The organism is Thermus sp. (genome assembly GCF_037444525.1).
In the GTDB taxonomy this organism is placed as follows: Bacteria; Deinococcota; Deinococci; order Deinococcales; family Thermaceae; genus Thermus.
In genome coordinates this window covers 1-21,329 of the sequence record NZ_JBBIMD010000041.1, presented here as the reverse complement: position 1 = coordinate 21,329, position 21,329 = coordinate 1, and the positions used below count along the sequence as shown (strand labels likewise).

Sequence of the window (21,329 nt, the reverse complement as noted above, 5' to 3'; positions counted from 1 at the left end):
TCGTTTTGGGCAGCTTCCAGCCCCAAGGAGAGTCCTGTTAGGGCCTGGCCCACCTCGTCGTGGAGATCCCGGGCGATGCGGGCCCGCTCCTCCTCCTGGGCCCGGACCAGGGATCTCAAAAATTGGGCTCGCAGAGCTTCCTTCTCCCTCAGGCTCTCGTAGTAGCGGGCGCGTTCCAAGCCCACCGCGATGGGCGCAAAAAGCCCCTGCAGGAAGGCTTCACTGCTCCCTTCCCCTCCCAATAGGACGAGAAGGCCGTCCTGCCCCAGGGGGATTTTTTGAAAGCCTGGAGGGGGCTCTTGGGTTAAAGCCTCTTCCCGCAAGGGGCAGGCCTGCGATACGCAGGCTCGGCTGCTCACCTTCTGGTAACCTTCCCCCCGGCGCAGGTAGGCGTCCCCGCAACGGAAGCGCCCCGTGGCTACCAGGGTTTCCAGGGCTACCTCCAGGACCTCCTCCGGGGTTTCCGCCCGGTTGACCGCCTCCGCCACCCGTTGGAGGTCCAAGAGCTCGGCTTCGCGGTCTCGAGCCTGGGCGAAGTAGGCGTTGAAGCTCTGGGCCAGGGCCGCCAGCTCCCCTTCGGGTTCCCGGATGCGGTCCACCTTCCCAAGCCGCAGCGCCTCCACGTCCTGCACCATGTCCTGGATGGGCCTGAGAAAAGCCAGGGCCACGCGGTATGCAAGCCCGCCCGTGGCCAGGGCCACCCCCAGGATGGCCAGGGCCAGGTGGGCTATGGTTTGCCGCAGCCTGGCCTGGAAGGGCCCCTCGCTGACGATCACCCGGACCTCCCCCAGCTGCCCTTCCAGGATGGAGGCCGCCCGTTGGTGGTAGGTGTTGCGGCCCGTGCGGTAGTCCAGATGCCCAGGGAAGCGGAGCAGGACCTGGGGGAAGCCCTCGGAGAAGGTGTGGAGGAGAACCTGGCCGGAGGGTCCCATCACGTAGGCAGAGCGGACTTCCTCGTCCAGGGTTTGGAGAAGCAGGCGGTGGGCCCCATAGAGGTCGTTGGAGAGGAGGTATTCCTCCAGTTCGGCGCTGAGGGCCCGGGCCAAGGCCTGCGCCCGAGCGTCCAGGGCCCGCAGGCTTTCCCGGTAGAGAAACCAGTAGGCCACCCCACCGGTCCCCAGGGCCGTAAGCGCCACGCCGAGGAAGGCGAGGCCAAGCAACTTGGTCTTGAGGCTGGGCCTCATGGTTGCGCTCTCCGGTAAACCCGAAGGTAGGCTTCCTTCTTGGCCGGTCCAAACCCCCGAAGGCTCATGGCTTCCAGAGCCTCCCGGACCGGGCCCTGGGCGGGGGCCAAAAGGGCGGCCCGGAGGCGGGCCTTGATCCTGGGTTCTAGGCCCTTTCGCACCACCACGGGGGGTGGGGGATCTGGGGGACTGGCCCAGACCACCCGGAGGCGCCGCCGTAGGCTAGGGTCCTTCTTGGCCAGGCTCCGATAGACCAAGCTGTCCACCGCAGCGCCGTCCACAAAACCCTCCTGGACCGCTTTCAGGCTTCGGTCATGGGCATAGGTGTAGATGACCTGGCGGAAAAAGCCCTCAAGGGTGCGGCCTTTCGCGCCCAAGAGAAGCCTTGGCCAGGCCGCGCCCGTGTTGGAAAGGGGATCCACTAGGGCGAAGCGCTGGCCCTCCAGGTCCCAGAAGCTTCGGGCCCGGGAGGAGGCGGGCACCACCACCAGAGCGCGGTAGGGGGCACCCTCTTCCGGCTCGGAGGCGGCCAGGAGCTCCACAAACCCCTCTTCCAACCCTTTCCCCGCCGCCAGCGTGCAGAGGAAGCCCACATCGGCTTCCCCCCTGGCTAGGAGATCCAAGACCGCTTGGTAGCTTCGGCGTTGCACCACCACCGCCTCCAGCCCCGCGGCCTGGGCTAGGTGCTGGGCCAGGACCTCGTAAGGTTCGGCCCTCCCTGGGCTCAGCATATTGGCCACCGCCACCACCAAGGTGGATTCCTGGCGGAGGGGGACCACCTGGGGGAGGTCTAAGCGGGGGCCCAGGTCCAGCTCCACTCCCCGCTGGCAGGAAAAGAGGAGAAGGGCAAGGATCAGAAGGTGGAAGGGGTAGGCCCTCACAAGCCCCATTTTGCTCGCCCTTTCCTGGGAAGAATGTCCCAAATTGCCCTCGGTACCGCCCCCGACCTTCCAGGGGACGTTTGGGGTGATCTTGGGGTCGGAGACCTACCGATGTGGACAGGCTGGCCGAAGCCTAATCTCGGAACCGGGAGGTAAGGGATGGTTAAGGAGGTGGACCCATGACCGACAGTCGGCGGGCTTTTCTAGAGAAAGTGGCCTCCGCGGTGTTCGCCGGAATGGTGTTGGGTGGGCAGGCGGTGCAGGCGGAGGCTTCCCCTTCCCGCACGCCTTTCCCTGCTCTCCCCTTCCGGGTGAGCGACGGCGCGGAGGAGGACGTCCTTCTTCGGATGCAGCGGGATCTGGAGCGGGCGCTAAGGAAGCCCATGAACCAGCGCAGGTGGGGGATGGTCATAGACACCCGCAAGTGCGTGGGTTGCCACGCTTGTACGGTGGGGTGCGCTATGGAAAACAAGCTCCCCCCCGGGGTGGTCTATCGGCCGGTCATTGACCTCGAGGTGGGCACCTACCCCCATGTGACCCGGAAGTTCCTCCCCCGTCCCTGCATGCAGTGCGACAATCCTCCGTGCGTTCCGGTCTGCCCGGTGGGGGCCACCTGGAAGCGGGAGGACGGCATCGTGGAGATAGACTACAACGCCTGCATCGGTTGCCGCTACTGCATCACCGCTTGCCCCTACCAGGCCCGCACCTTTGACTTCGGGGAGAACTGGACGGATGGGGCCGCCAAAGGCCTTCCTGGCGGCTTGGTCCTGGACGGGGCCAAGGCCTACGAGGAACTCCCCAACTTTGAATACGGCAGGCAGTGGCAGCGGGCGGAAGGCGTCATTCCCAAAAGCCCGGTGGGCAACGCTCGCAAGTGCACCTTCTGCGCCCACCGGCTGGAGCAGGGCCAGTTGCCCATGTGCGTGACCACCTGCATCGGGCGGGCCACCTTCTTCGGGGACCTCAATGACCCCGAGTCCTTGGTTTCCGAGCTCCTGGCCCGCAACAACGCTGTCCGGCTTAAGGAGCATCTGGGCACCGAGCCCAAGGTCTACTACCTGGTGTAGAGGAGGCGGGGTATGGTCCAGGTAAGACGGAATCCCTTGTGGGTCGGGTTTCTCTGGGTGGCTTTTATCGCCCTGGCCCTCTTCGGGGGCGTGGGTATAGCCGAACGTTTCCTCACGGGGCACCGTTTGGCGGCCTACGGTAGCTACGTGCCCTGGGGGCTTTGGGTGGCGGCGTACATCTACTTCATCGGCCTTTCGGCTGGGGCTTTCCTCCTTTCTAGCCTCGTGTATGTCTTCGGCGTTCACCGCCTGGAGAAGATCGGTAAGCTGGCGCTTTATGTGGCCGCCATCACCTTGGTCATGGCCCTCATGACCATCTGGTTTGACCTGGGCCACTTGGAGCGGTTTTACTACGTCTTCCTAAGACCCCAGTTCCACTCCATGATGGCCTGGATGGTTTGGCTCTACACCGCTTACTTCCTCCTTCTCCTAGGGGAGCTCTTCTTTGCCGTGCGCCGCGATTTGGTGCGGCTTTCCCCGGAGGCGGTGGAACGGGACAACCGCATCTTGCGGATCTTGGGCACCATAGGGGTGCCGCTGGCCATCGCGTTCCACGGGGGCGTGGGGGCCCTTTTCGGCACTGTGGTGGCCCGGGAGTACTGGCATAGCCCCATTTACCCCATCCTCTTCCTCACCGGGGCGCTGGTCTCTGGTGGGGCGCTCATGACTTTCCTGGTGGCCTGGGTTTACCCCAAAAAGGACGAGGAATGGCGGGGCATGCTCCAATTTTTGGGGCGCATCGTGTTGGGGCTGGTCCTCTTTGACCTCCTCCTGGAGTGGGCCGAGTACTCCATCCCCATGTGGTATGGGGTGGGCTCGGAGTACAAGCTCCTCACCTATGTTCTCTTTGGCCCCTACTGGTACGTGTACTGGATCTTCCACGTCCTGCTGGGCGTGGCCATCCCTGTGTGGCTCTTGGCCACCCGCTCCTCCTCGCCTCGGGCGGTGGCCCTGGCCTCCATCCTGGTGGCCGTGACCTTCTTCGCCGTCCGGCTGAACCTGGTCATCCCCGGGCTCATCACCCCGGAGCTTCGGGGGTTGGAGCGGAGTTACCAAGACCCCATCGCTCCTTTTAATCGCCTGTCCTACGCCTATTTCCCCAGCCTCTTTGAGTGGCAAGTTCTTGCGGGTGTGGTGGCCATAGGGATAGCCCTCTTCTACCTGGGGTACCGCTATCTGCCTTTGATCAAGAAGGAGGTGGCCTGATGAAAAAGCTCACGCGCAGGGAGGTTCTGAAGGCGGGAACGCTTACGGGCGCCGGGGCCCTTTTGGGCCGGGAGGGGCAGCGCCTTTTCTCCGCTTGGGCCAAGAACGGTGAGGGGGGGATTTACCCTTTGGCCCTTCCCGAGAACGTCCTCTACACCGTCTGCCTGCAGTGCAACACCCAGTGCACCATCAAGGCCAAGATCCAGGAGGGGATTTTGGCGAAGATAGACGGCAACCCCTATAGCCCCATGAACCTCTACCCCCACCTGCCCTACGGGACTCCCCTGGACCAAGCGGCCAAGGTGGATGCCTCCATCTGCCCCAAGGGCCAGGCGGGGGTGGAAACCCTTTACGATCCTTACCGGGTGCGGACGGTGCTCAAGCGGGCCGGGCCTCGAGGGAGCAACAAGTGGAAGACCATCCCCTTTGAGCAGGCCCTCCAGGAGATCGTGGAGGGGGGTAAGCTCTTTGCTGAGATCGGCGAGGACCGGGAGGTGCCGGGCTTCAAGGATGTCTTTGTCCTCCGCGACCCCGCCTTGGCCAAGGCCATGGCTGAGGACGTGGCCGCCATCCGGGCGGGCAAGATGACGGTGGAGGAGTTCAAGGCCAAGTACAAGGACCACCTGGACGTTCTCATAGACCCCGACCACCCGGACCTCGGGCCCAAAAACAACCAGTTTGTCCTTCTGGGGGGGCGGATCAGCCCCGACCGTGAGCAGATCACCAAGCGCTTCACCTTCCAGTCCCTGGGCTCCGTGAACTGGTACGGCCACACCACCATCTGCGAGCAAGCCCACCACGTGGCCTTTAAGTACGCCCTGGCCAGCTGGACCGAGAAAAACGGGAAGTACAGCTGGAAGAAGGGCCCCAACCACATGAAGCCCGATTACACCCGGGCGGAGTTCGTCATCTTCTGGGGCACCTCCTACAACGAGGCCAACTTTGGCCCCACGCCCCTTTCGCCTAGGGTTTCCCAGGCCATCGTGGAGGGGAAGCTGAAGGTGGCGGTCATAGACCCCAGGCTTAACAAGACCGCGGCCAAAGGGTGGTGGATCCCCATCAAGCCCGGGGGGGATCTGGCCCTGGCCTTGGGGATGACCCGCTGGATCCTGGAGCACAAGCGTTACGATGCCGCTTTCCTGCGAAACGCCAACAAGGCGGCGGCCCTGAAGAACGGGGAGCTTTCCTGGACCAACGCCACATGGTTGGTCAATGTGGCCAACGGCAAGCTCCTTAGGGCCAGCGATCTGGGCTTGGGTCCTGAGCACCACTTCGTCGCCTTGGTCGGGGGGAAGCCCGTGGCCGTGGACCCCAACGATGAGGCGAACCCCGTGGTGGGGGATCTGGAGGTGGACACGGAGATCAAGGGTTTCCGCGTGAAGTCCGGATTCCGGCTCCTTAAGGAGGCGGCCTTTGCCCATACCCTGGAGTTCTACGCGGCGGAAAGCGGTGTGCCCGTGGAGACCATTGAGGCCTTGGCTCGGGAGTTCACCGCCCACGGAAAGCGGGCGGCCATAGACTTCTACCGGGGGCCCATCAAGTTCACCTGGGGGTTCTACGCGGCCCAGGCCATCATCAACCTAAACTTCCTCATCGGGAACGTGGACCACGTGGGTGGGTTGGTCAAGGGCGGGGGTTCTTGGGATGGGATGGGCGGTAAGGAGGGGCAGCCTTTCCCCATGGACAAGCTCCACCCCAACGCCCTCACGCCCTTTGGCATCAAGGTGAACCGTGAGGACTCGGGCCCTTACGAGACCAGCACCCTTTTTAAGCGGGACGGCTACCCGGCCAAGCGCCCGTGGTTCCCCTACACGGACGACGTGTACCAGGAGGTGATCCCTTCCATTGCCGCGGGGTACGCCTACCCCATTAAGATCCTGTGGCTCCACTACGGCACCCCGGCCTACGCTTCCCCCGCGGGGCACCTCCAGATTGAGATGCTTCGGGATACGGAGAAGATCCCCCTCATCATCGCCACCGACGTGGTTATCGGGGAAACCACCATGTACGCCGACTACATCTTCCCCGACCTCACGTACCTCGAGCGCTGGGGGAACCCCGTGGGAACGAGCCCGGCGGTGCTCACCAAGATCAGCAAGTTCCGCCAGCCGGTGGCCCCACCTTTGACGGAGATTGTCCAGGTGGATGGGGAGGAGATGCCCCTTTCCATGGATACGCTCATCATCGCCCTGGCCAAGCGGATTGGGGCCTCGGGGTTTGGCAAGGATGCGTTTGGGCCGGGCCTCCATCTGGATCGCCCCGAGGACTATTACCTCAAGCTGGTGGCCAACCTGGCGGCGGGGGATAAGCCCGGGGATGAGGCGCCCATGGCTTCCGACGAGGAGCTGGAGCTTTTCCGCAAAGCCCGGCGGCACCTGCCCAAGGCGGTCTTTGACGAGGAGCGTTGGAAGAAGGCGGTGGGGGATGAGGCCTTGTGGCGGCGGGTGGTTTACCTCCTCAACCGAGGGGGCCGCTTTGAGGCCACCGACAAGGCCTACGAGGGAGAGTTTGTCCACCACGCGCTCAAGGGGCAGCTTAACCTCTACTTGGAACCCATCGGTACCGGCTTCCACTCCATCACCGGCAAGCGCCTCTCCGGTGTGCCCTTCTATCAGCGGCAGATGCACTTTGACGGCCAGGAGGTGGTTTTCCCCGAGGAGTACGACCTCACCCTCTTCACGTTTAAGGAGATCCTCGGGGGCCAGTCCCGTACCGTCTCCAACTACGTGGGGCAGCTGGCCATCCAGCCCGAGAACTACGTCTACATAAGCCGCTACGATGCGCACCGCCTGGGCCTCGAGGACGGGGACATCGTCCGCATCCTCTCCCCGGACTTCGGCGGGGAGTTTGAGATCTACCCGGGGGTTAAGGTGGCCGTAGAGGGCAAGCTTCGGGTCATAGAGGGCATTGCCCCCGGTTCCGTGGGGGTCTCCTGGCACTATGGCCACTGGGCCTACGGAGCCAGGGACGTGGAGATTGACGGCCAGCGCATCCCCGGGGATCCCCACCGCAGCAAGGGCCTGGTTCCCAACCCGGCCATGGCGGTGGACGGTTACCTGAAAGACGTTTCCCTCACCGACTACATCGCAGGGGACTCGGTCTTCACGGGGACCCGGGTGAAGCTGGTCCGGGTGGGGCGCTCCCAGGAACGGATGCCCGAGGTCGGGGTGATGAGCGCCGGCCCCCGGATGGCCTTGGTCCAGCCCGATGACCCCCGGGCGGATGAGCTGGCCCGCATGGCCCTGGAGGTCGCCCGGGGGCGGAAGCCCCTGGAGGCTCTCCAGGCGGAGGTGCGCAAGCGGCTCAATCTGGCCTAGCTGACCTTCTTCCCCCACCGCCTCGAGGCGGTGGGGGTGTTGAAGGGCCCCGCCGAAGCGAAAGCTTCGGCGGGGTACTTAGAACCACAGGTCCAGAACGATGAAGAGGAACATTCCCAAGCTCACCCCCACGTTGGCCTGGAAGAAGGCCACGTCCACCCGGGAGAGGTCCTCGGGGGAGACCAGGCGGTGCTCGTAGAAAAGAAGCCCCCCCACAAGGAAGAGGCCCAGGTAGTAAAGGGCCCCGGCCCCGTAGGAAAGCCCCGCAAGGAGGAAGGCCGTCCAGGCCAGGAGGTGGGTGGCCCGAGCGATCCCCAGGGCCAGGGGGATGCCGAAGCGGGCGGGGATGCTCTTTATCCCAAAGGCCCGATCAAAGGCGTAGTCCTGGGTGGCGTAGAGGATGTCAAACCCCGCGATCCAAAGCCCCACCCCCCCCCAAAGCCAGTAGGCCGTGGGGTGGAAGCTCCCCGTGACCGCGATCCACCCCCCCGCGGCCGCTGCTCCGATGGTGAGGCCGAGGACGTAGTGGCAGAGCCAGGTGAAGCGCTTGGTGTAGCTGTAGCCGGTGAGGAAGAAGACGGCCACCGGGAGGAGCCTAGAGGTCAAGGGGTTCAAGGAAAGCCCTGCGTAGACCAGAAGGAAAAGGCCTAAAAGGGCGAGGAGGAGGGTCTCCCAGGGCTTCACCAGCCCTTTGGGCAGGTGGCGGTCCTTGGTCCTGGGGTTTAGGGCGTCTAGGCGCCAGTCTATGAGCCGGTTCAGGGCCATGGCCATGGTCCTTGCCCCCACCATGGCCAGGGTTACCAGGAGGAAGGTGCGCCCCCCCGGCCACCCCCCCGCCGCGAGGAGCATGCCCCCGTAGGCAAAGGGGAGGGCGAAGAGGGTGTGCTCAAAGCGGATGAGATCCAGGTAGAGCTTGAGCCGACTCACCCTCTCCGCACCTCGAGGATTCGGTTTTTCTCGTCCACCAGAACCACGGTGGGCTTTAGGTTCTGAGTCTCCTCCTCCTCAAACACCCCATAGGCCACGAGGATGACCAGGTCCCCGGGGTGCACCAGGTGGGCCGCGGCCCCGTTGATCTTCACCACCCCCGAGCCCCGCTTTCCGGGAAGGGCGTAGGTGGTGAGCCGGGCCCCATTGGTGAGGTCGTAGACGTCCACCTGCTCGTAGGGGAGGATGCCTGCGGCCTCCAGGAGGTCCTGGTCCACCGTCACCGAGCCCACGTAGTTTAGGTCGGCCTCGGTCACGGTGGCCCGGTGGATCTTGGCGTGGAACATCACCCTCTTCACGGGATCTAAGTTTACGCCCCGCCTTCCCCTTCGGGAAGGGTGCCCTCCACGAAGAGGGTCTTGGCCCCGGTGTAGAGCACCTGGCCGGGGGCGGCCTTGCGGGGCCGCCAGACGTGCTTCTTGCGGGTGTAGTCCACGGGCACCTGGCGCTCCCCCCGGGCCTTGGAGTGGTAGGCCGCAAGCTGGGCGGCGAAGAGGAGGTCTTCCAGCGGGGGGTTTTTCCCCTCGCACCGGAGGATCACGTGGCTCCCCGGCACCCCTTGGGCGTGGAACCAGAGGTCCTCGGAGTGGGCGGCGCGGGTGAGGAGGTCGTTCTCCTTGGCGTTCCGGCCCACGAGGACCGGGAAGCCCGAGGGGGAGGTGTAGCGGAGCCCGAGCCTGGGGCCTTTTTCCCCCTTGGGCCTTTGGGAGAGGCTGAGGAGCTCTTCCAGGCTGGCCTTGCGGATCCTCTCCATCTCTTCCTCCAGGGCCCGGATTCGCCCTTCCGTCTTGGGGATGAGCTCCAGGGCCCGTTCCGCCTGCTCCTCCAGCCTTCTTGCCCGCTCGTAAAGCTTCTTGGCGTTCTCCTGGGGGGTGAGGGCGGGGTCTAGGGGGAGCTCCACCCGTTCCCCCTGGAACCCCTCCAGAACTACCCGCTTTGCCCCCCGGGGCACCGCCCTCAGCCGGGCGAGGAGGAGGCTGGCCTTCGCCCTAAGGTCCTCGGCCTCCTCCAGGCGTTCCAGGGCCTTTTGGTAGTCGGAAAGCCGGGCGAGGAGGGTTTTCCGTTCCCGCTCCAGCGCCTCGAGGAGGGGCTTCCTCAGGGCCTCCTTCTCCTCCTCGGCCCATTTCCGGCGGAGCTCCTCGGAAAGCTCCGTGCGCAAGGAAGGGTCCTCCACCAGCCCCTTTAGGGCCCGGTAGACCCTCCCGAGGCTTTCCTCGTCCAGGGGGGTTTCCGGGGTGAGGCCCGCCCGGCGGGCCAGCTCCCGCATGAGCTCGAGGCCCACCCCGTCCACGTGGCGCACGATCTCCTTCAAGGGCTTTTCCAAGAGGACCCGGAGGTCCTCCTCCTTTAGGGTTCTCGGGTCCAGCTTCTCGTAAGGGGGTGGGGGGGTGTAGGGGAGGCCTGGGCGGAGCTCCCGGTAGCGGTTCACCTCCCGCCCGATGGGGCGGTCCACCCCCAGGATGGTGCCCTTCTCGTCCAGGAGGAGGAGGTTGGCGTTCCGCCCCGTGGCCTCAAAGACCAGGGTGGAAGGTGGGGTGTCCACGAAGCCCTTCTCCCCCCCGAAGCGGAAGAAGACCACCCGGTCCAGCTTGAGCTGCTCCGCGGCGAGGAGGGGGCCCTTGAGCCGGGCCTGGAGGAGGCGCTGGAAGGGGGTTTTGGGCTCCCCTTCCAGGTGGGCTTCCTCCAGGACCAGGCTCGGGCTTGGGGGGCGGTGGCGGAGGACCAGGTTGAAGATCCGCCCCGAGCGCCCTTTTAGGAGGAGGGCCAGGGTGCCCTCCTCGGGGAAAGCAGGGCCCAGGAAGAGGGCGGGAAGCTCCTTTTGGAGCTCCCTTAAGACGGCGTGGATCAGGAGGCCTTCCATCGGCGAAGGACCACCAAGAAGGCGGTGTGCCCCACCTGCTGGAAGCGGGGGTGGGCCACGGGAAGCCTCACCTCCCACTCCCGCCAGCCCACCTCCAGGACCCGTTCCAGCCTTAAGGGAAGCCCCTCCGCCCCCTTTACCAGCTCCAGGACCTGGGTGATGTTGGGGAGGTAGGCCACCAGGAAGCGGTCGGGCATGAGGGCCCTGGCCGCCTTGGGGAGGACCTTCCAGGGCTCCATGAGGTCCAGGGCCACCCCGTGGTAGCTCTCCGCTTCCAGCTCCGCCCCTTCCAGGGCCCCGAGGTGGAAGCGGACGTTGTCATGGGACCAGAAGGCCCGCACGTTGGCCTCGGCCTGCTTGAGGTGCTGGGGACGGGCCTCGTAGCTCTCCACGAGCCCCTCCGGCCCCACCGCCCGGGCGAGGAACAAGGTGAGCCCCCCGGAGCCCGTCCCCGCCTCCAGGACCCGCATCCCCGGGGCCAGGTCCAGGAGGGCCACCATGGCGCTGGCGTCTTTGGGGTAGGTGGGGGTGGCGCTCCGCTTCATGTGGAGGACGTACTCCTCCAGGCTCGGCCGGTGCACGGAAAGCGCTTCCCCTAGGTGGGTCGTTACCTGGCCGCCGGGGCCAGCCTCGAGGATGGCCTCGTGGGGCACCGTCCCCCGGTGGTGGTGGAAGACCCCCCCGGGCCTCGCCCGCACCAGGAAGGCCCGGCCCTTGCCGTCCTTGAGGAGGAAAAGCCCCTCGTCCATCCTGTCCACTCTACGGGCTCTTCCCGTGGGGCGCAAGGCTAGGCCGGGGGTTTCCCCCTGGGGGTACGGACTTTGACGGCGATGTCCTCCCCCAGGCGGAGGAAATCCTTTGGGTTAAGAGTAGGGAGGAGGTCCACCTCCCCTTTGCGGGTTGCTTGGGCGATCAGGGCATCGTAGACCACCCCACCCCCGAGACCCCGGGCCACAAGCCTCCAGGGTGGAGGTGTCCAGGAGAACCTTCACGGGAAAGGGCCTCTAGCCGCTCCTGGCCAAGCTCTTCTACGGCGTTTTCGCTTTCTGGATACACCTCGGCCACCAGGGCCTTGCCTTTGCGGCGGAGGGGTGCGGGGGGAAGGGGCGTGAGAACCAGATGCCCTTCCTCTAAGGTGACCTCCAAAGTGTCCCCGGGTTTGAGGTTTAAGGCTTCCCGGAGCGCTTTGGGAAGGAGAAGGCGGCCGCTTTTGTCCAAGGTAGCCTTCATGCTACACTTTGAAAAACCCCTCCACCGGCAGGACGAAGACCACCGCCCCCCCCACCTGGACCTCCACCGGCTGGGCCAGGAAGGGGTCCGGGGCCTCGGAGAGGGGGAGGCCCCGGGTGACAAGCCGGGTGCGGGTGCGGCACTTCTCCCGGATGAGCTCCAAGGCCTCCTCCACCCGGTCATCCTCGAGGCCGATGAGGAGGGTGGTGTTCCCCTCCCTTAGGAAGCCCCCGGTGGAGGCCAGCTTGGTGGACTGGAGGCCCCGCTCCAAAAGGGCCTTGGTGAGCCCGGGGGCGTCCGTGTCCTGCACGATGGCCACGATGAGCTTCATTGAGCCTTATTGTACACCCCGTGCCAGGCCTGGAGGGGCTGGACCTTTAGGGGCGCCTCCCGGGCCGCCAGGATGGCCTTTAGGCTCCACCAGGCCCCCTCCTTGGTGGTGATGAAGGGGAGGCCCCGCTCCACCGCCCGCCTGAGCTCGGGGTGGGGGAGGGTGGCGATGAGGAGTTCGTACTCCCCTTCGGAAAGCTCAAACCCCGCCTCCCGGTAGAGGGCCTTAAGCTCCTCCAGCCCCTCCCCAAGGAAGCGCACCCGGCCAAAGAGGGGAAGCTTCTGCCCCGCGCCGAGCTCCGCCTTGTAGTAGGCCAGATAGGGGTTCTCGTCTATGCCCATGCTCTCCCCCGTGGAGCGCATCTCCGGGCCTAGGACGGGGATCACCCCCGGGAACTTGAGCCAGGGGATGACCACCTCCTTCACCGCGTAGTAGGGGGGAAGGGGGTTCAGATCCCTCACCCCAAGTTCCTTTAGGGTCTTGCCCACGGCGATGAGGGCGGCAAGCTTCGCCAGGGGCACCCCGATGGCCTTGGAGACGAAGGGCACGGTGCGGCTCGCCCGGGGGTTGGCCTCGAGGATGTACACCTCCTCCCCCAGCACCGCGTACTGCACGTTTAAAAGCCCCTTCACCCCCAGGGCTAGGGCGAGCCTCCTGGTATAGGCCCGCACCCTCTCCATGGCCTCCTTAGAGAGGTGCACGGGGGGCAAGACGGTGGCCGAGTCCCCGGAGTGGACCCCGGCCCGCTCCACGTGCTCCATGATTCCCGCCACCATGACCTCCTCCCCGTCGGAGAGGGCGTCCACATCCAGCTCAATGGCCCCTTCCAGGTACCGGTCCAAAAGGAGGGAGGGCCGTTCCACCAGGGGGGCGTAGACCTCCTCCAGGTAGGCCTGGAGTTCCTCAGGGCTCCGTACCACCCGCATGGCCCGCCCCCCCAGGACGTAGGAGGGGCGCACCAGGAGGGGGTAGCCCACCTCCTCCGCAAGCTTTAAGGCCTCCTCCGGGCGCTCCGCCACCCGGCCCTCGGGCTGGGGGATGCCGAGACTCTGGCAGAGCCGGTTGAACTCCGCCCGGTCCTCCGCCCGGTGGATGGCGGAAAAAGGGGTGCCGAGGAGCCTTACCCCCGCCTCCTCCAGCCCCTTGGCCAGCTTCAAGGGGGTTTGCCCCCCCAGGGTGGCGATGACCCCCATGGGCTTCTCGTGTTCCACTAGGTTGAGCACGTCCTCCAGGGTGAGGGGCTCAAAGTAGAGGCGGTCCGCGGTGTCGTAGTCCGTGGAGACGGTTTCGGGGTTGGAGTTCACCATGATGGTCTCGTACCCCGCCTCCTTCAGGGCCCAGACCGCGTGCACCGTGGCGTAGTCAAACTCCACCCCCTGGCCGATGCGGATGGGCCCCGAGCCCAGGATGACCACCTTGGGCCGCCTCGAGGGCCAGACCTCGTCTTCCAGCTCGTAGGTGGAGTAGTGGTAGGGGGTGTGGGCCTCAAACTCCGCCGCGCAGGTGTCCACGGTCTTGTAGACCGGTGTTACCCCTAGGGCTTTTCTCTCCGCCCGCACCTCCTCCTCCTTGCGGCCGAGGAGCTCGGCCGTGCGGGCGTCGGAAAGCCCTAGGCCCTTGTAGAAGCGCCAGTCCTCCCGGTCCTTTGGGGGGTGGGTCTTAAGCCACTCCTCCGCCTCCACGATCTCCTTCACCTGGTGGAGGAACCAGGGGTCAATGCGGGTGGCCTGGTGGAGCTCCTCCACGCCCATCCCCCGCCGGAGGAGCTCGAGGAGCGCGTAGATCCGGTCGGGGTTGGGGTAGAGCTTTCTTTCAAGGGCCTCCGTCTGCACCCCCGCCAAGGCCCGCACGTCCCGCTCCAGGCCCCTTAGGGCCTTCATGAGGGCCTCCTTGAAGGTGTGCCCAATGGCCATCACCTCTCCCACGGACTTCATCTGGGTGCCGAGCTCGTCGGAAAGGCGCCCTAGGGTGTTGGGGAGGTCTTGGAACTTCTCAAAGGCGAAGCGGGGGATCTTGACCACCACGTAGTCGATGGTGGGCTCAAAGGAGGCCGGGGTCTTGCGGGTGATATCGTTGGGCAGCTCGTCCAGCCGGTAGCCCACCGCGAGGAGGGCGGCGATCTTGGCGATGGGGAAGCCCGTGGCCTTGGAGGCTAAGGCGGAGGAGCGGGAGACCCGGGGGTTCATCTCGATGACCACCATCCGCCCCGTCTTGGGGTCCACGGCGAACTGGATGTTGGACCCCCCGGTGTCCACCCCGATCTCTCGGATGATCGCCCGGGCGGCGTCCCGCATCCTCTGGTACTCCACGTCGGAGAGGGTCTGGGCGGGGGCCACGGTGATGGAGTCCCCGGTGTGGACCCCCATGGGGTCAAAGTTCTCAATGCTGGTGATGATGACCACGGTGTCCGCGTGGTCCCGCATCACCTCGAGCTCAAACTCCTTCCAGCCCAAGACGGACTCCTCCACCAAGGCGGTGTGCACGGGGGAGAGCCTGAGCCCCCGGCCCAGGACCTCCCTTAGCTCGGCCTCGCTTCGGGCGATCCCGCCCCCTGTGCCCCCCAGGGTGAAGGAGGGGCGGACCACCACCGGGTAGCCCACCTCCTGGGCGAAGGCCAGGCCTTCCTCCAAGGAGGAGACCATCTTCCCCCGGGGGACCTCGAGGCCGATCTTGCGCATGGCCTTCTGGAACTCCTCCCGGTCCTCCCCCTTCCGGATGGCCTCGGCCTTGGCCCCGATGAGCTCCACCCCGTGGCGTTCCAGGATGCCCTCCTCGTAGAGGGCCATGGAGAGGTTGAGGGCGGTCTGCCCCCCCAGGGTGGGGAGGAGGGCATCCGGGGCCTCTTTGGCGATGACCCCTTCCAGGTACTCCAGGCTCAGGGGTTCCATGTAGGTGGCCTCGGCCAGGTCCGGGTCGGTCATGATGGTGGCGGGGTTGGAGTTCACCAGGACCACCTGGTACCCCACCCCCCGGAGGGCCTTTAGGGCCTGGGTGCCGGAATAGTCAAACTCCGCGGCCTGGCCGATGGTGATGGGCCCCGAGCCGATGATGAGGATTTTTTTCAGGTCTCTCCTAGGCGGCATCGCGCACCCAAGGGGCAAGGATACCACGAAAAGCCCTCCTTCTCCAGATACCTCCTGTCTGCAACTTTACACATAAGGATGCATACCTTTCCCCAGCCCTCCGGGGTATAGTGGGACTATGCGCCGGGTCCTTCCCGAGGAGCTCCCCGCCCTTCTGGAAGGGGGGGTGAAGGTGGTGGATGTGCGCCCCGCGGAAAAGCGCAAGACCCCCCTGCCCTTTCCCGCGGAGTGGGTACCCCTGGAAAAGATCCAGAAGGGGGAGCATAACCTGCCCAAGGTCCCCCTCCTTCTGGTGTGCGAGAAGGGCCTCATCAGCCAGGTGGCCGCGCTCTTCTTGGAGGCGGAGGGCTACGAGGCCATGAGCCTGGAGGGGGGCCTCGAGGCCTTGACGAAGGCAGAGTAGGCGCTTAGAATGGCGGATGCTGAGCGTGGTGAGCGTAGCTCAGCTGGTTAGAGCACCGGTCTGTGGAACCGGGGGTCGTGGGTTCAAGTCCCATCGCTCACCCCAACCTGGCCACCCCGAAAGGGGTGGTATTTTAAAGGGGGGCCTCGCCCCCTATGCGAGGATGGCGGAACCGGTAGACGCGCCGGACTTAGGATCCGGTGGGGCAACCCGTGCGGGTTCAAGTCCCGCTCCTCGCACCACAAGGGCGAGGCCCCTAGCCTTGTGAGGTGGCGTGTGGCGGAGATCCTGGAGCGTTCCGGTTATCTGGTGAAGGTCCGGGTGGAGGTGCCCGCGGAGCGGGTGGCCCAGGGCTACGAGGCCCTGTTGAGGGAGGTGGCCGGACGGGTGCGGATCCCCGGCTTCCGCCCCGGCAAGGCCCCCCTGAAGGTGGTGGAGGCCCGGTTGGGCCGGAAGGAGCTTTTGGAGGACCTGAAGGAGCGCCTTCTGGACGAAACCTACCCCGAGGCGGTGCGGGAGCTTGGGCTCCAGCCGGTAAGCGCCCGGGTGGTGGAGGCCTCCTTGGAGGAGGGGGCCCCCTTCGTCTACGTGGCGGAGGTGGAGAACTACCCCGAGGTGCGCCTCCCCGACTGGCGGAGCTTCACCCTGGAGGTGGCCCCCGTTGAGGTCACGGAGGAGATGGTGGAAAAGGCCCTGGAGGAGCTCCGCCAGCGCTACGCGGAGCTCGTTCCCGTGGACCGGGGGGCGGAGGAAGGGGACCATGTCTTCGTGCGCACGGAGGAGGGGGCGGAGTTCCCCATTGACCTCTCCAAGGCCTTGCCCCACGTGCGGGAGGCCCTTCTTGGCAAGAAGGCGGGGGATGTGGTCCAGGTGCCTGTCCTGAACGAGAAGGGGGAGAAGGTCCGGGAGGTGAGGACCGAGATTCTGGAGGTCAAGACCCTCCAGGTCCCCGAGCTGGACGAGGAGTTCGCCAAGACCCTGGAGGCCGAGAGCCTCGAGGACCTAAGGGCCAAGGTGCGGGAGAGCCTCAAGCGCCAGGCGGAGGCCGAGCACCAGGCCGCCCGGGAGCGGGCCTTCCTGGATAAGCTCGCCGAGGGCCTGGAGGTGGACATCCCCCCCTCCATGCTCCAGGCTGAGGAGCGGCACCTCCTGGAGCACCTGGCGGAGGACCTCTACCGGGAGGGGATCCCTCTAGAAGCCTACCTCAAGGCCCTGGAGGAGAAGGGGGAGCTCCCTAAGTTCAAGGAGGACCTGCGCCAAGAGGCCCTGCGGCGCGTCCGAATCGCCTTGGCGAAGGAAAAGCTGGCGGAGGAGCTCCGCCCCGAGCTTTCCGAGGAGGAGTGGCAGGCCTACCTCCAGAGCGTGGCCAGGGCGTATGGGCTTTCCCCCCAGGAGCTCCGCCGGCAGATGGGGGAAGGGGGCCTGGAGCGCCTCAAGGCCTCCTACCTCCAGGACAAGGCGGTGCGGGAGGCCCTGGCCCAGCTGGGCTAAGTTCCTGGGCGCCCCCTGGCCCTTCGTGGGCCAGGGGGGTTTTCCTTCCCCCATCTCCGCTACAATAGGGAACGGTATGGTGATCCCCTACGTCATAGAGCAGACCGCCCGCGGCGAGCGGGTCTACGACATCTACTCCCGCCTCCTCAAGGACCGCATCATCTTCCTGGGCACCCCCATAGATGCCCAGGTGGCCAACACCGTGGTGGCCCAGCTCCTCTTCCTGGACGCGCAAAACCCAAACCAGGAGATCCGCCTCTACATCAACTCCCCTGGCGGAGAGGTGGACGCGGGCCTGGCCATCTACGACACCATGCAGTTTGTCCGGGCCCCGGTCTCCACCATCGTCATCGGCATGGCGGCCAGCATGGCCGCCGTCATCCTGGCGGCGGGGGAGAAGGGGCGGCGCTACGCCCTGCCCCACGCCAAGGTCATGATCCACCAGCCCTGGGGCGGGGCCCGGGGCACGGCCAGCGACATCGCCATCCAGGCCCAGGAGATCCTGAAGGCCAAGAAGCTCCTCAACGAGATCCTGGCCCAGCACACCGGCCAGCCCCTGGAGAAGGTGGAGAGGGACACGGACCGGGACTACTACCTCTCGGCCCAGGAGGCCCTGGAGTACGGTCTCATTGACCAGGTGGTGACCCGTGAAGAGGCATAGGGCCTACTGCAGCTTCTGCGGCCTCCGTCCCCCGGAGACGGGCCGCCTTTTGGAAAGCCCGGTGGAGGAGGTTTACATCTGCGAGGACTGCGTGGAGAAGGCCCACGAGTTCCTGAAGCAGAACCCTAAAGGGGAACGGCCCGCCCTCCGCCTGGCCCGGCCCCAGGAGATCAAGGCCCATCTGGACCAGTATGTGGTGGGCCAGGAGGTGGCCAAGCGGGCCCTCTCTGTGGCGGTTTACAACCACTACAAGCGCCTCCTCCACCCCGAGGCGGAGATCGGCAAGTCCAATATCCTCCTCATCGGGCCCACGGGCACGGGCAAGACCCTCCTTGCTGAAACCCTAGCCCGCTTCCTGGACGTGCCCTTCGCCATCGCCGACGCCACCACCCTGACCGAGGCGGGGTACGTGGGGGAGGACGTGGAGAACGTCATCCTGCGCCTCCTCCAAAACGCGGACTTTGACGTGGAGCGGGCGGAGATGGGCATCGTCTACATTGACGAGATCGACAAGATCGCCCGCAAGTCGGAAAACCCCTCCCTCACCCGGGACGTCTCCGGCGAAGGGGTCCAGCAGGCCCTCCTTAAGATCATCGAGGGCACCATCGCCAACGTCCCGCCTCAAGGGGGCCGGAAGCACCCCCACCAGGAGTTCATCCCCGTGAATACCAAGAACATCCTCTTCATCCTTGGGGGGGCCTTTGAGGGTTTGGAGACCATCGTCAAGGCCCGCGTAGGGAAGACGGCCATCGGCTTTACCAAGGGCACGGTGGAGCGGGAGGAGACCCCGGAGGTCATCCCCGAGGACCTCATCAAGTTCGGCATGATCCCCGAGTTCGTGGGCCGGGCCCCCCTCATCGTCCAGCTCCACCCCTTGGGGGAGGAGGATCTGGTGCGCATCCTCACCGAGCCCAAAAACGCTCTGGTGCGGCAGTACCAGGAGCTTTTCCGCATGGAGGGGATTGAGCTCCGCTTCACCCAGGCCGCCCTCAAGGAGGTGGCCAGGCGGGCCCTGAAACGGGGCACGGGGGCCAGGGGCCTTAGGGCCATCCTGGAGAAGGCCATGGTGGACCTCATGTTTGAGGCCCCGGGGAGTGGGGTAAAGGAGATCGTCTTTGACCTGCCCCACCTGGATAGCCCCCTGAAGGCCCTGGAGGAGGCGAGGCTCCGCCAGGCCTCCTAAGGGCCCCGCTCCCAGGCGGGGTATCTAAGTGCCCGGGCATTGAAAAATCCTCATGGGGCTCGGAGGAAGGGCATGCTGAACCCTCTTTCTGGGGTCCCCACCGAAGCTTTCGCTTCGGTGGGGCACTTAGGGCACGCCCGCCTCTCCCTCCTCTAGCCTGCGGATGAGGGTCTCCTTGAGGGCGAAGAGGCGCTCACTCAAGGACACATGGTAGATGTGGGGGTTCACGAGCCGCCTCACCCCTGGGTCCAGCCGCTCCACGTCCCGCCGCCGCCTTTCCCTGAGGACCTCTAGGGGCAGGGGAGGGAAGAGCCTTTTTCCGCGGAAGACCTCCTCCAGGAGGGGCTCGAGGGCGTACGTTCCGGGCAAGAGAGCCCGGCGCTTGGTGGGATCCGTGGGGTGCCTTAGGGTGAGGGGCTTCTTGGGGTCCGGCTCCTCCTCGTGGGTGGTGAGGAGGTCCGCGGTGGCGAGGCCCCTATGGTCGTAGACCCGGAAGACCTTCTTGTGCCCAGGGTTTAGGACCTTTTCCAGGGAGTCCGAGATCTTGATGGCCGGGGCCCACCCCCCGTCCTCCCGGATGGCCACCAGCTTGTAGACCCCCCCCAGGGCGGGGGCCCCCCAGGAGACCACCATCTTGGTCCCCACCCCGTAGACCAGGCGCTTCAGGAGGGCTTCCGGCTCCACCCCGTAGCGGGGGGCCTCCTCCAGGATCTGGCTCTTGATCTGCCAGATGACGAGCTCGTCCAGGTCCCCCGAAAGCACGATGAAAGCCTCGGGGAAGCCCGCCCGGTCCAGCTCACGGGCCACCTGGATGGCCAGGTGGGCCAGGTCCCCGGAGTCGATCCGCACCCCCACGGGCCGGTGCCCCCGGCGCCTCAGCTCCTCAAAGACCCGGATGGCGTGGGGCAGGCCCGAGTGGAGGGTGTCCACGGTGTCCAGGAGGAGGACGGTGTCGTCGGGGAAGACCTCGGCGAAGGCCCGGAAGGCGTCTTCCTCCGTATGGCCCAGGGCCAGGAAGGCCTGGACCAGGCTGTGGGCATGGGTCCCCGAGGGGGGAAGGCCCAGGAGGTGGGAGAGGGAGACCGCGCTGGTGCGGTCCGCTCCCCCGATGAGGCTCGCCCGGGTGGCGCTTTCGCCCCCCTTGGCCGGGGCCCGCCTTAGGCCGAACTCCAAGACCAAGGCCTCCCCCGCGGCCTCCCGCACCCGGCTGGCCTTGGTGGCGATGAGGGTTTCGTAGTTGATGCGGTTAAGGAGGGCGGTTTCCAGGAGCTGGGCCTGGAGGAGGGGGCCTTCCACGCTGAGGAGGGGCACCTGGGGGTGGGCCACCCGGCCCTCGGGGAGGGCCCGCACCCTAAGGCCGGAAAACCCCCCCATGGCCTTCAGGTAGCGGAGGTAGTCCTCGTCAAAGAGGGGTTTCCCCGAGCGGCTTTTAAGGGACTTTAAGGCGGCGATCTCCTCCTCCCCGAAATGGACCTCCTCCATCCAGGAAAGTAGGGGGTCCAGCCCGGCGAAGACGGTGTAGCCCGCCTGGTGGGCCCCGTAGTCGGGGTTTCTGCGGTAGAAGGCCTCAAAGAGGGCCTCCTTCTCGTGGAGGCCAAGGCGGAAGTAGACCTGCCCCATGGTGAGCTGGTAGAGGTCGGTGTAGAGGATGCCAAAGGGGTCCATGGGGCTAGCATAGCCCCTTCCTTTTGGCTACACTAGCGGGATATGGTGGAGGTCCACACCTGCAGCCCGGGGTGCCGCCACCTCCACGGGGGGGCGGGGTGGGGAGAGGCGCCCCTCGTCCGCCTGGGGTACAACAAGGAGGCCCGGGCCCGGAAGTTTCCCTACCTCGAGGCCCTCTCCCGGCGGGTCCTGGTCTTTGACGGGGCCATGGGCACGGAGCTCCAGAAGCTGGACCTCACCCCGGAGGACTACGGGGGGGAGGCCTACTTCGGCTGCCCCGAGATCCTGAACGCCACCCGCCCGGAGGTGATCCAGGGGATCCACCGGGCCTACCTCGAGGCCGGGGCCGAGGTCATCGAGACCAACACCTTCGGGGCCCTGCGCCACGTGCTCTCGGAGTACGGCCTTGGGGAGCGGGCGGAGGAGCTCGCCCGGCGGGGTGCGGAGCTTGCCAGGGAGGCGGCCCGGCCCTACGGGGCCTTCGTGGCGGGGGCCTTGGGCCCCGGGACCAAGCTCGTCTCCCTGGGCCAGATCACCTGGGAGGAGCTTTACGGGGCCTACAAGGAGGCGGCCCGGGGCCTTCTCCTTGGCGGGGTGGACCTCATCCTGCTGGAAACGGCCCAGGACATCCTGCAAGTGCGCTGCGCGGTCTTGGCGGTGCGGGAGGCCATGGCCGAGGTGGGGCGGGAGGGGCCCCTCCAGGTGCAGGTGACCATGGAGGCCACGGGCACCATGCTGGTGGGCACGGACGAGGCCGCGGCCTTGGCCGCCCTGGAAAG

The 21,329-nt window shown here is 66.1% G+C and carries 18 protein-coding genes and 2 tRNA genes; 10 read left to right on the top strand and 10 right to left on the bottom strand.

The genetic code is table 11. The annotated features are described in order from the left end of the window. On the bottom strand, positions 1-1,184 hold a 1,184-nt coding region (locus WKI94_RS07840), incomplete at its 3' end, for a histidine kinase (protein ID WP_337845210.1). Next, entirely contained in the window at positions 1,181-2,065 is an 885-nt protein-coding gene (locus WKI94_RS07835; protein ID WP_337845209.1) for a PhnD/SsuA/transferrin family substrate-binding protein, read from the bottom strand. The genes WKI94_RS07840 and WKI94_RS07835, both read right to left, overlap by 4 nt. A gap of 179 nt (positions 2,066-2,244) precedes the next feature. Between WKI94_RS07835 and WKI94_RS07830 the strand changes: the two genes are divergently transcribed. Genes WKI94_RS07830 through WKI94_RS07820 form a run of 3 tightly spaced genes read left to right on the top strand, consistent with a single transcriptional unit; the run spans position 2,245 to position 7,655 of the window. Further along, complete coding sequence (locus tag WKI94_RS07830) at positions 2,245-3,132, top strand: 4Fe-4S dicluster domain-containing protein (RefSeq protein ID WP_337845208.1); 888 nt, start codon at positions 2,245-2,247, stop codon at positions 3,130-3,132. 12 nt (positions 3,133-3,144) lie between these two features. Then, positions 3,145-4,338: an NrfD/PsrC family molybdoenzyme membrane anchor subunit gene (nrfD, locus tag WKI94_RS07825; RefSeq protein WP_337845207.1), complete on the top strand. Its 1,194-nt coding sequence runs from the start codon at positions 3,145-3,147 to the stop codon at positions 4,336-4,338. Continuing rightward, entirely contained in the window at positions 4,338-7,655 is a 3,318-nt protein-coding gene (locus WKI94_RS07820; RefSeq protein WP_337845206.1) for a molybdopterin-dependent oxidoreductase, read from the top strand. Before nrfD ends, WKI94_RS07820 begins: the two co-directional genes overlap by 1 nt. 78 nt (positions 7,656-7,733) lie before the next feature. On the opposite strand, the gene mqnP is transcribed toward WKI94_RS07820, so the two are convergent. The 7 genes from mqnP to carB all read right to left on the bottom strand — a co-directional run bounded on the left by mqnP (position 7,734) and on the right by carB (position 15,147). After that, positions 7,734-8,582, bottom strand: coding sequence for a menaquinone biosynthesis prenyltransferase MqnP (mqnP, locus tag WKI94_RS07815; protein ID WP_337845205.1), 849 nt, complete (start codon positions 8,580-8,582; stop codon positions 7,734-7,736). After that, positions 8,579-8,929, bottom strand: a complete 351-nt coding sequence (gene panD / locus WKI94_RS07810) for an aspartate 1-decarboxylase (protein ID WP_337845211.1) — start codon at positions 8,927-8,929, stop codon at positions 8,579-8,581. The genes mqnP and panD overlap by 4 nt, the downstream gene beginning before the upstream one ends. 23 nt (positions 8,930-8,952) lie before the next feature. After that, complete coding sequence (locus tag WKI94_RS07805; RefSeq protein WP_337845204.1) at positions 8,953-10,503, bottom strand: NFACT family protein; 1,551 nt, start codon at positions 10,501-10,503, stop codon at positions 8,953-8,955. Further along, the gene (locus WKI94_RS07800) at positions 10,488-11,252 is read right to left on the bottom strand and encodes a tRNA (adenine-N1)-methyltransferase (RefSeq protein WP_337845203.1); all 765 of its coding nucleotides are present in this window, start codon (positions 11,250-11,252) and stop codon (positions 10,488-10,490) included. The genes WKI94_RS07805 and WKI94_RS07800 overlap by 16 nt, the downstream gene beginning before the upstream one ends. Before the next feature lie 163 nt (positions 11,253-11,415). Then, positions 11,416-11,733, bottom strand: a complete 318-nt coding sequence (locus tag WKI94_RS07795) for an AbrB/MazE/SpoVT family DNA-binding domain-containing protein (protein ID WP_337845202.1) — start codon at positions 11,731-11,733, stop codon at positions 11,416-11,418. A 1-nt stretch (position 11,734) separates the two neighbouring features. Continuing rightward, the gene (locus WKI94_RS07790) at positions 11,735-12,064 is read right to left on the bottom strand and encodes a cyclic-di-AMP receptor (protein ID WP_337845201.1); all 330 of its coding nucleotides are present in this window, start codon (positions 12,062-12,064) and stop codon (positions 11,735-11,737) included. Then, on the bottom strand, positions 12,061-15,147 hold the full coding sequence (carB, locus tag WKI94_RS07785; protein ID WP_337845200.1) for a carbamoyl-phosphate synthase large subunit: 3,087 nt from the start codon (positions 15,145-15,147) through the stop codon (positions 12,061-12,063). The genes WKI94_RS07790 and carB overlap by 4 nt, the downstream gene beginning before the upstream one ends. Before the next feature lie 118 nt (positions 15,148-15,265). Between carB and WKI94_RS07780 the strand changes: the two genes are divergently transcribed. The 6 genes from WKI94_RS07780 to clpX all read left to right on the top strand — a co-directional run bounded on the left by WKI94_RS07780 (position 15,266) and on the right by clpX (position 18,885). Continuing rightward, positions 15,266-15,550 carry a rhodanese-like domain-containing protein gene (locus WKI94_RS07780; RefSeq protein WP_337845199.1) on the top strand — a complete coding sequence of 95 codons (285 nt, stop codon included), beginning with the start codon at positions 15,266-15,268 and terminating at the stop codon, positions 15,548-15,550. A gap of 28 nt (positions 15,551-15,578) precedes the next feature. Further along, a tRNA-His gene (locus WKI94_RS07775) sits at positions 15,579-15,655 on the top strand. Between the two features lie 52 nt (positions 15,656-15,707). Beyond that, positions 15,708-15,792 (top strand) — tRNA-Leu (locus tag WKI94_RS07770). A gap of 34 nt (positions 15,793-15,826) precedes the next feature. Beyond that, positions 15,827-17,041 carry a trigger factor gene (tig, locus tag WKI94_RS07765; protein ID WP_337845198.1) on the top strand — a complete coding sequence of 405 codons (1,215 nt, stop codon included), beginning with the start codon at positions 15,827-15,829 and terminating at the stop codon, positions 17,039-17,041. 76 nt (positions 17,042-17,117) lie between these two features. Next, on the top strand, positions 17,118-17,702 hold the full coding sequence (gene clpP, locus WKI94_RS07760) for an ATP-dependent Clp endopeptidase proteolytic subunit ClpP (RefSeq protein WP_337845197.1): 585 nt from the start codon (positions 17,118-17,120) through the stop codon (positions 17,700-17,702). Beyond that, positions 17,689-18,885 (top strand): ATP-dependent Clp protease ATP-binding subunit ClpX, encoded by a 1,197-nt coding sequence (gene clpX, locus WKI94_RS07755; RefSeq protein ID WP_337845196.1) that lies wholly within the window; start codon positions 17,689-17,691, stop codon positions 18,883-18,885. Before clpP ends, clpX begins: the two co-directional genes overlap by 14 nt. A 126-nt stretch (positions 18,886-19,011) precedes the next feature. On the opposite strand, the gene WKI94_RS07750 is transcribed toward clpX, so the two are convergent. Continuing rightward, positions 19,012-20,550 carry a nicotinate phosphoribosyltransferase gene (locus tag WKI94_RS07750; RefSeq protein WP_337845195.1) on the bottom strand — a complete coding sequence of 513 codons (1,539 nt, stop codon included), beginning with the start codon at positions 20,548-20,550 and terminating at the stop codon, positions 19,012-19,014. A gap of 42 nt (positions 20,551-20,592) precedes the next feature. Between WKI94_RS07750 and WKI94_RS07745 the strand changes: the two genes are divergently transcribed. After that, positions 20,593-21,329: homocysteine S-methyltransferase family protein (locus WKI94_RS07745; RefSeq protein ID WP_337845194.1), on the top strand; the 737-nt coding region annotated here is incomplete at its 3' end.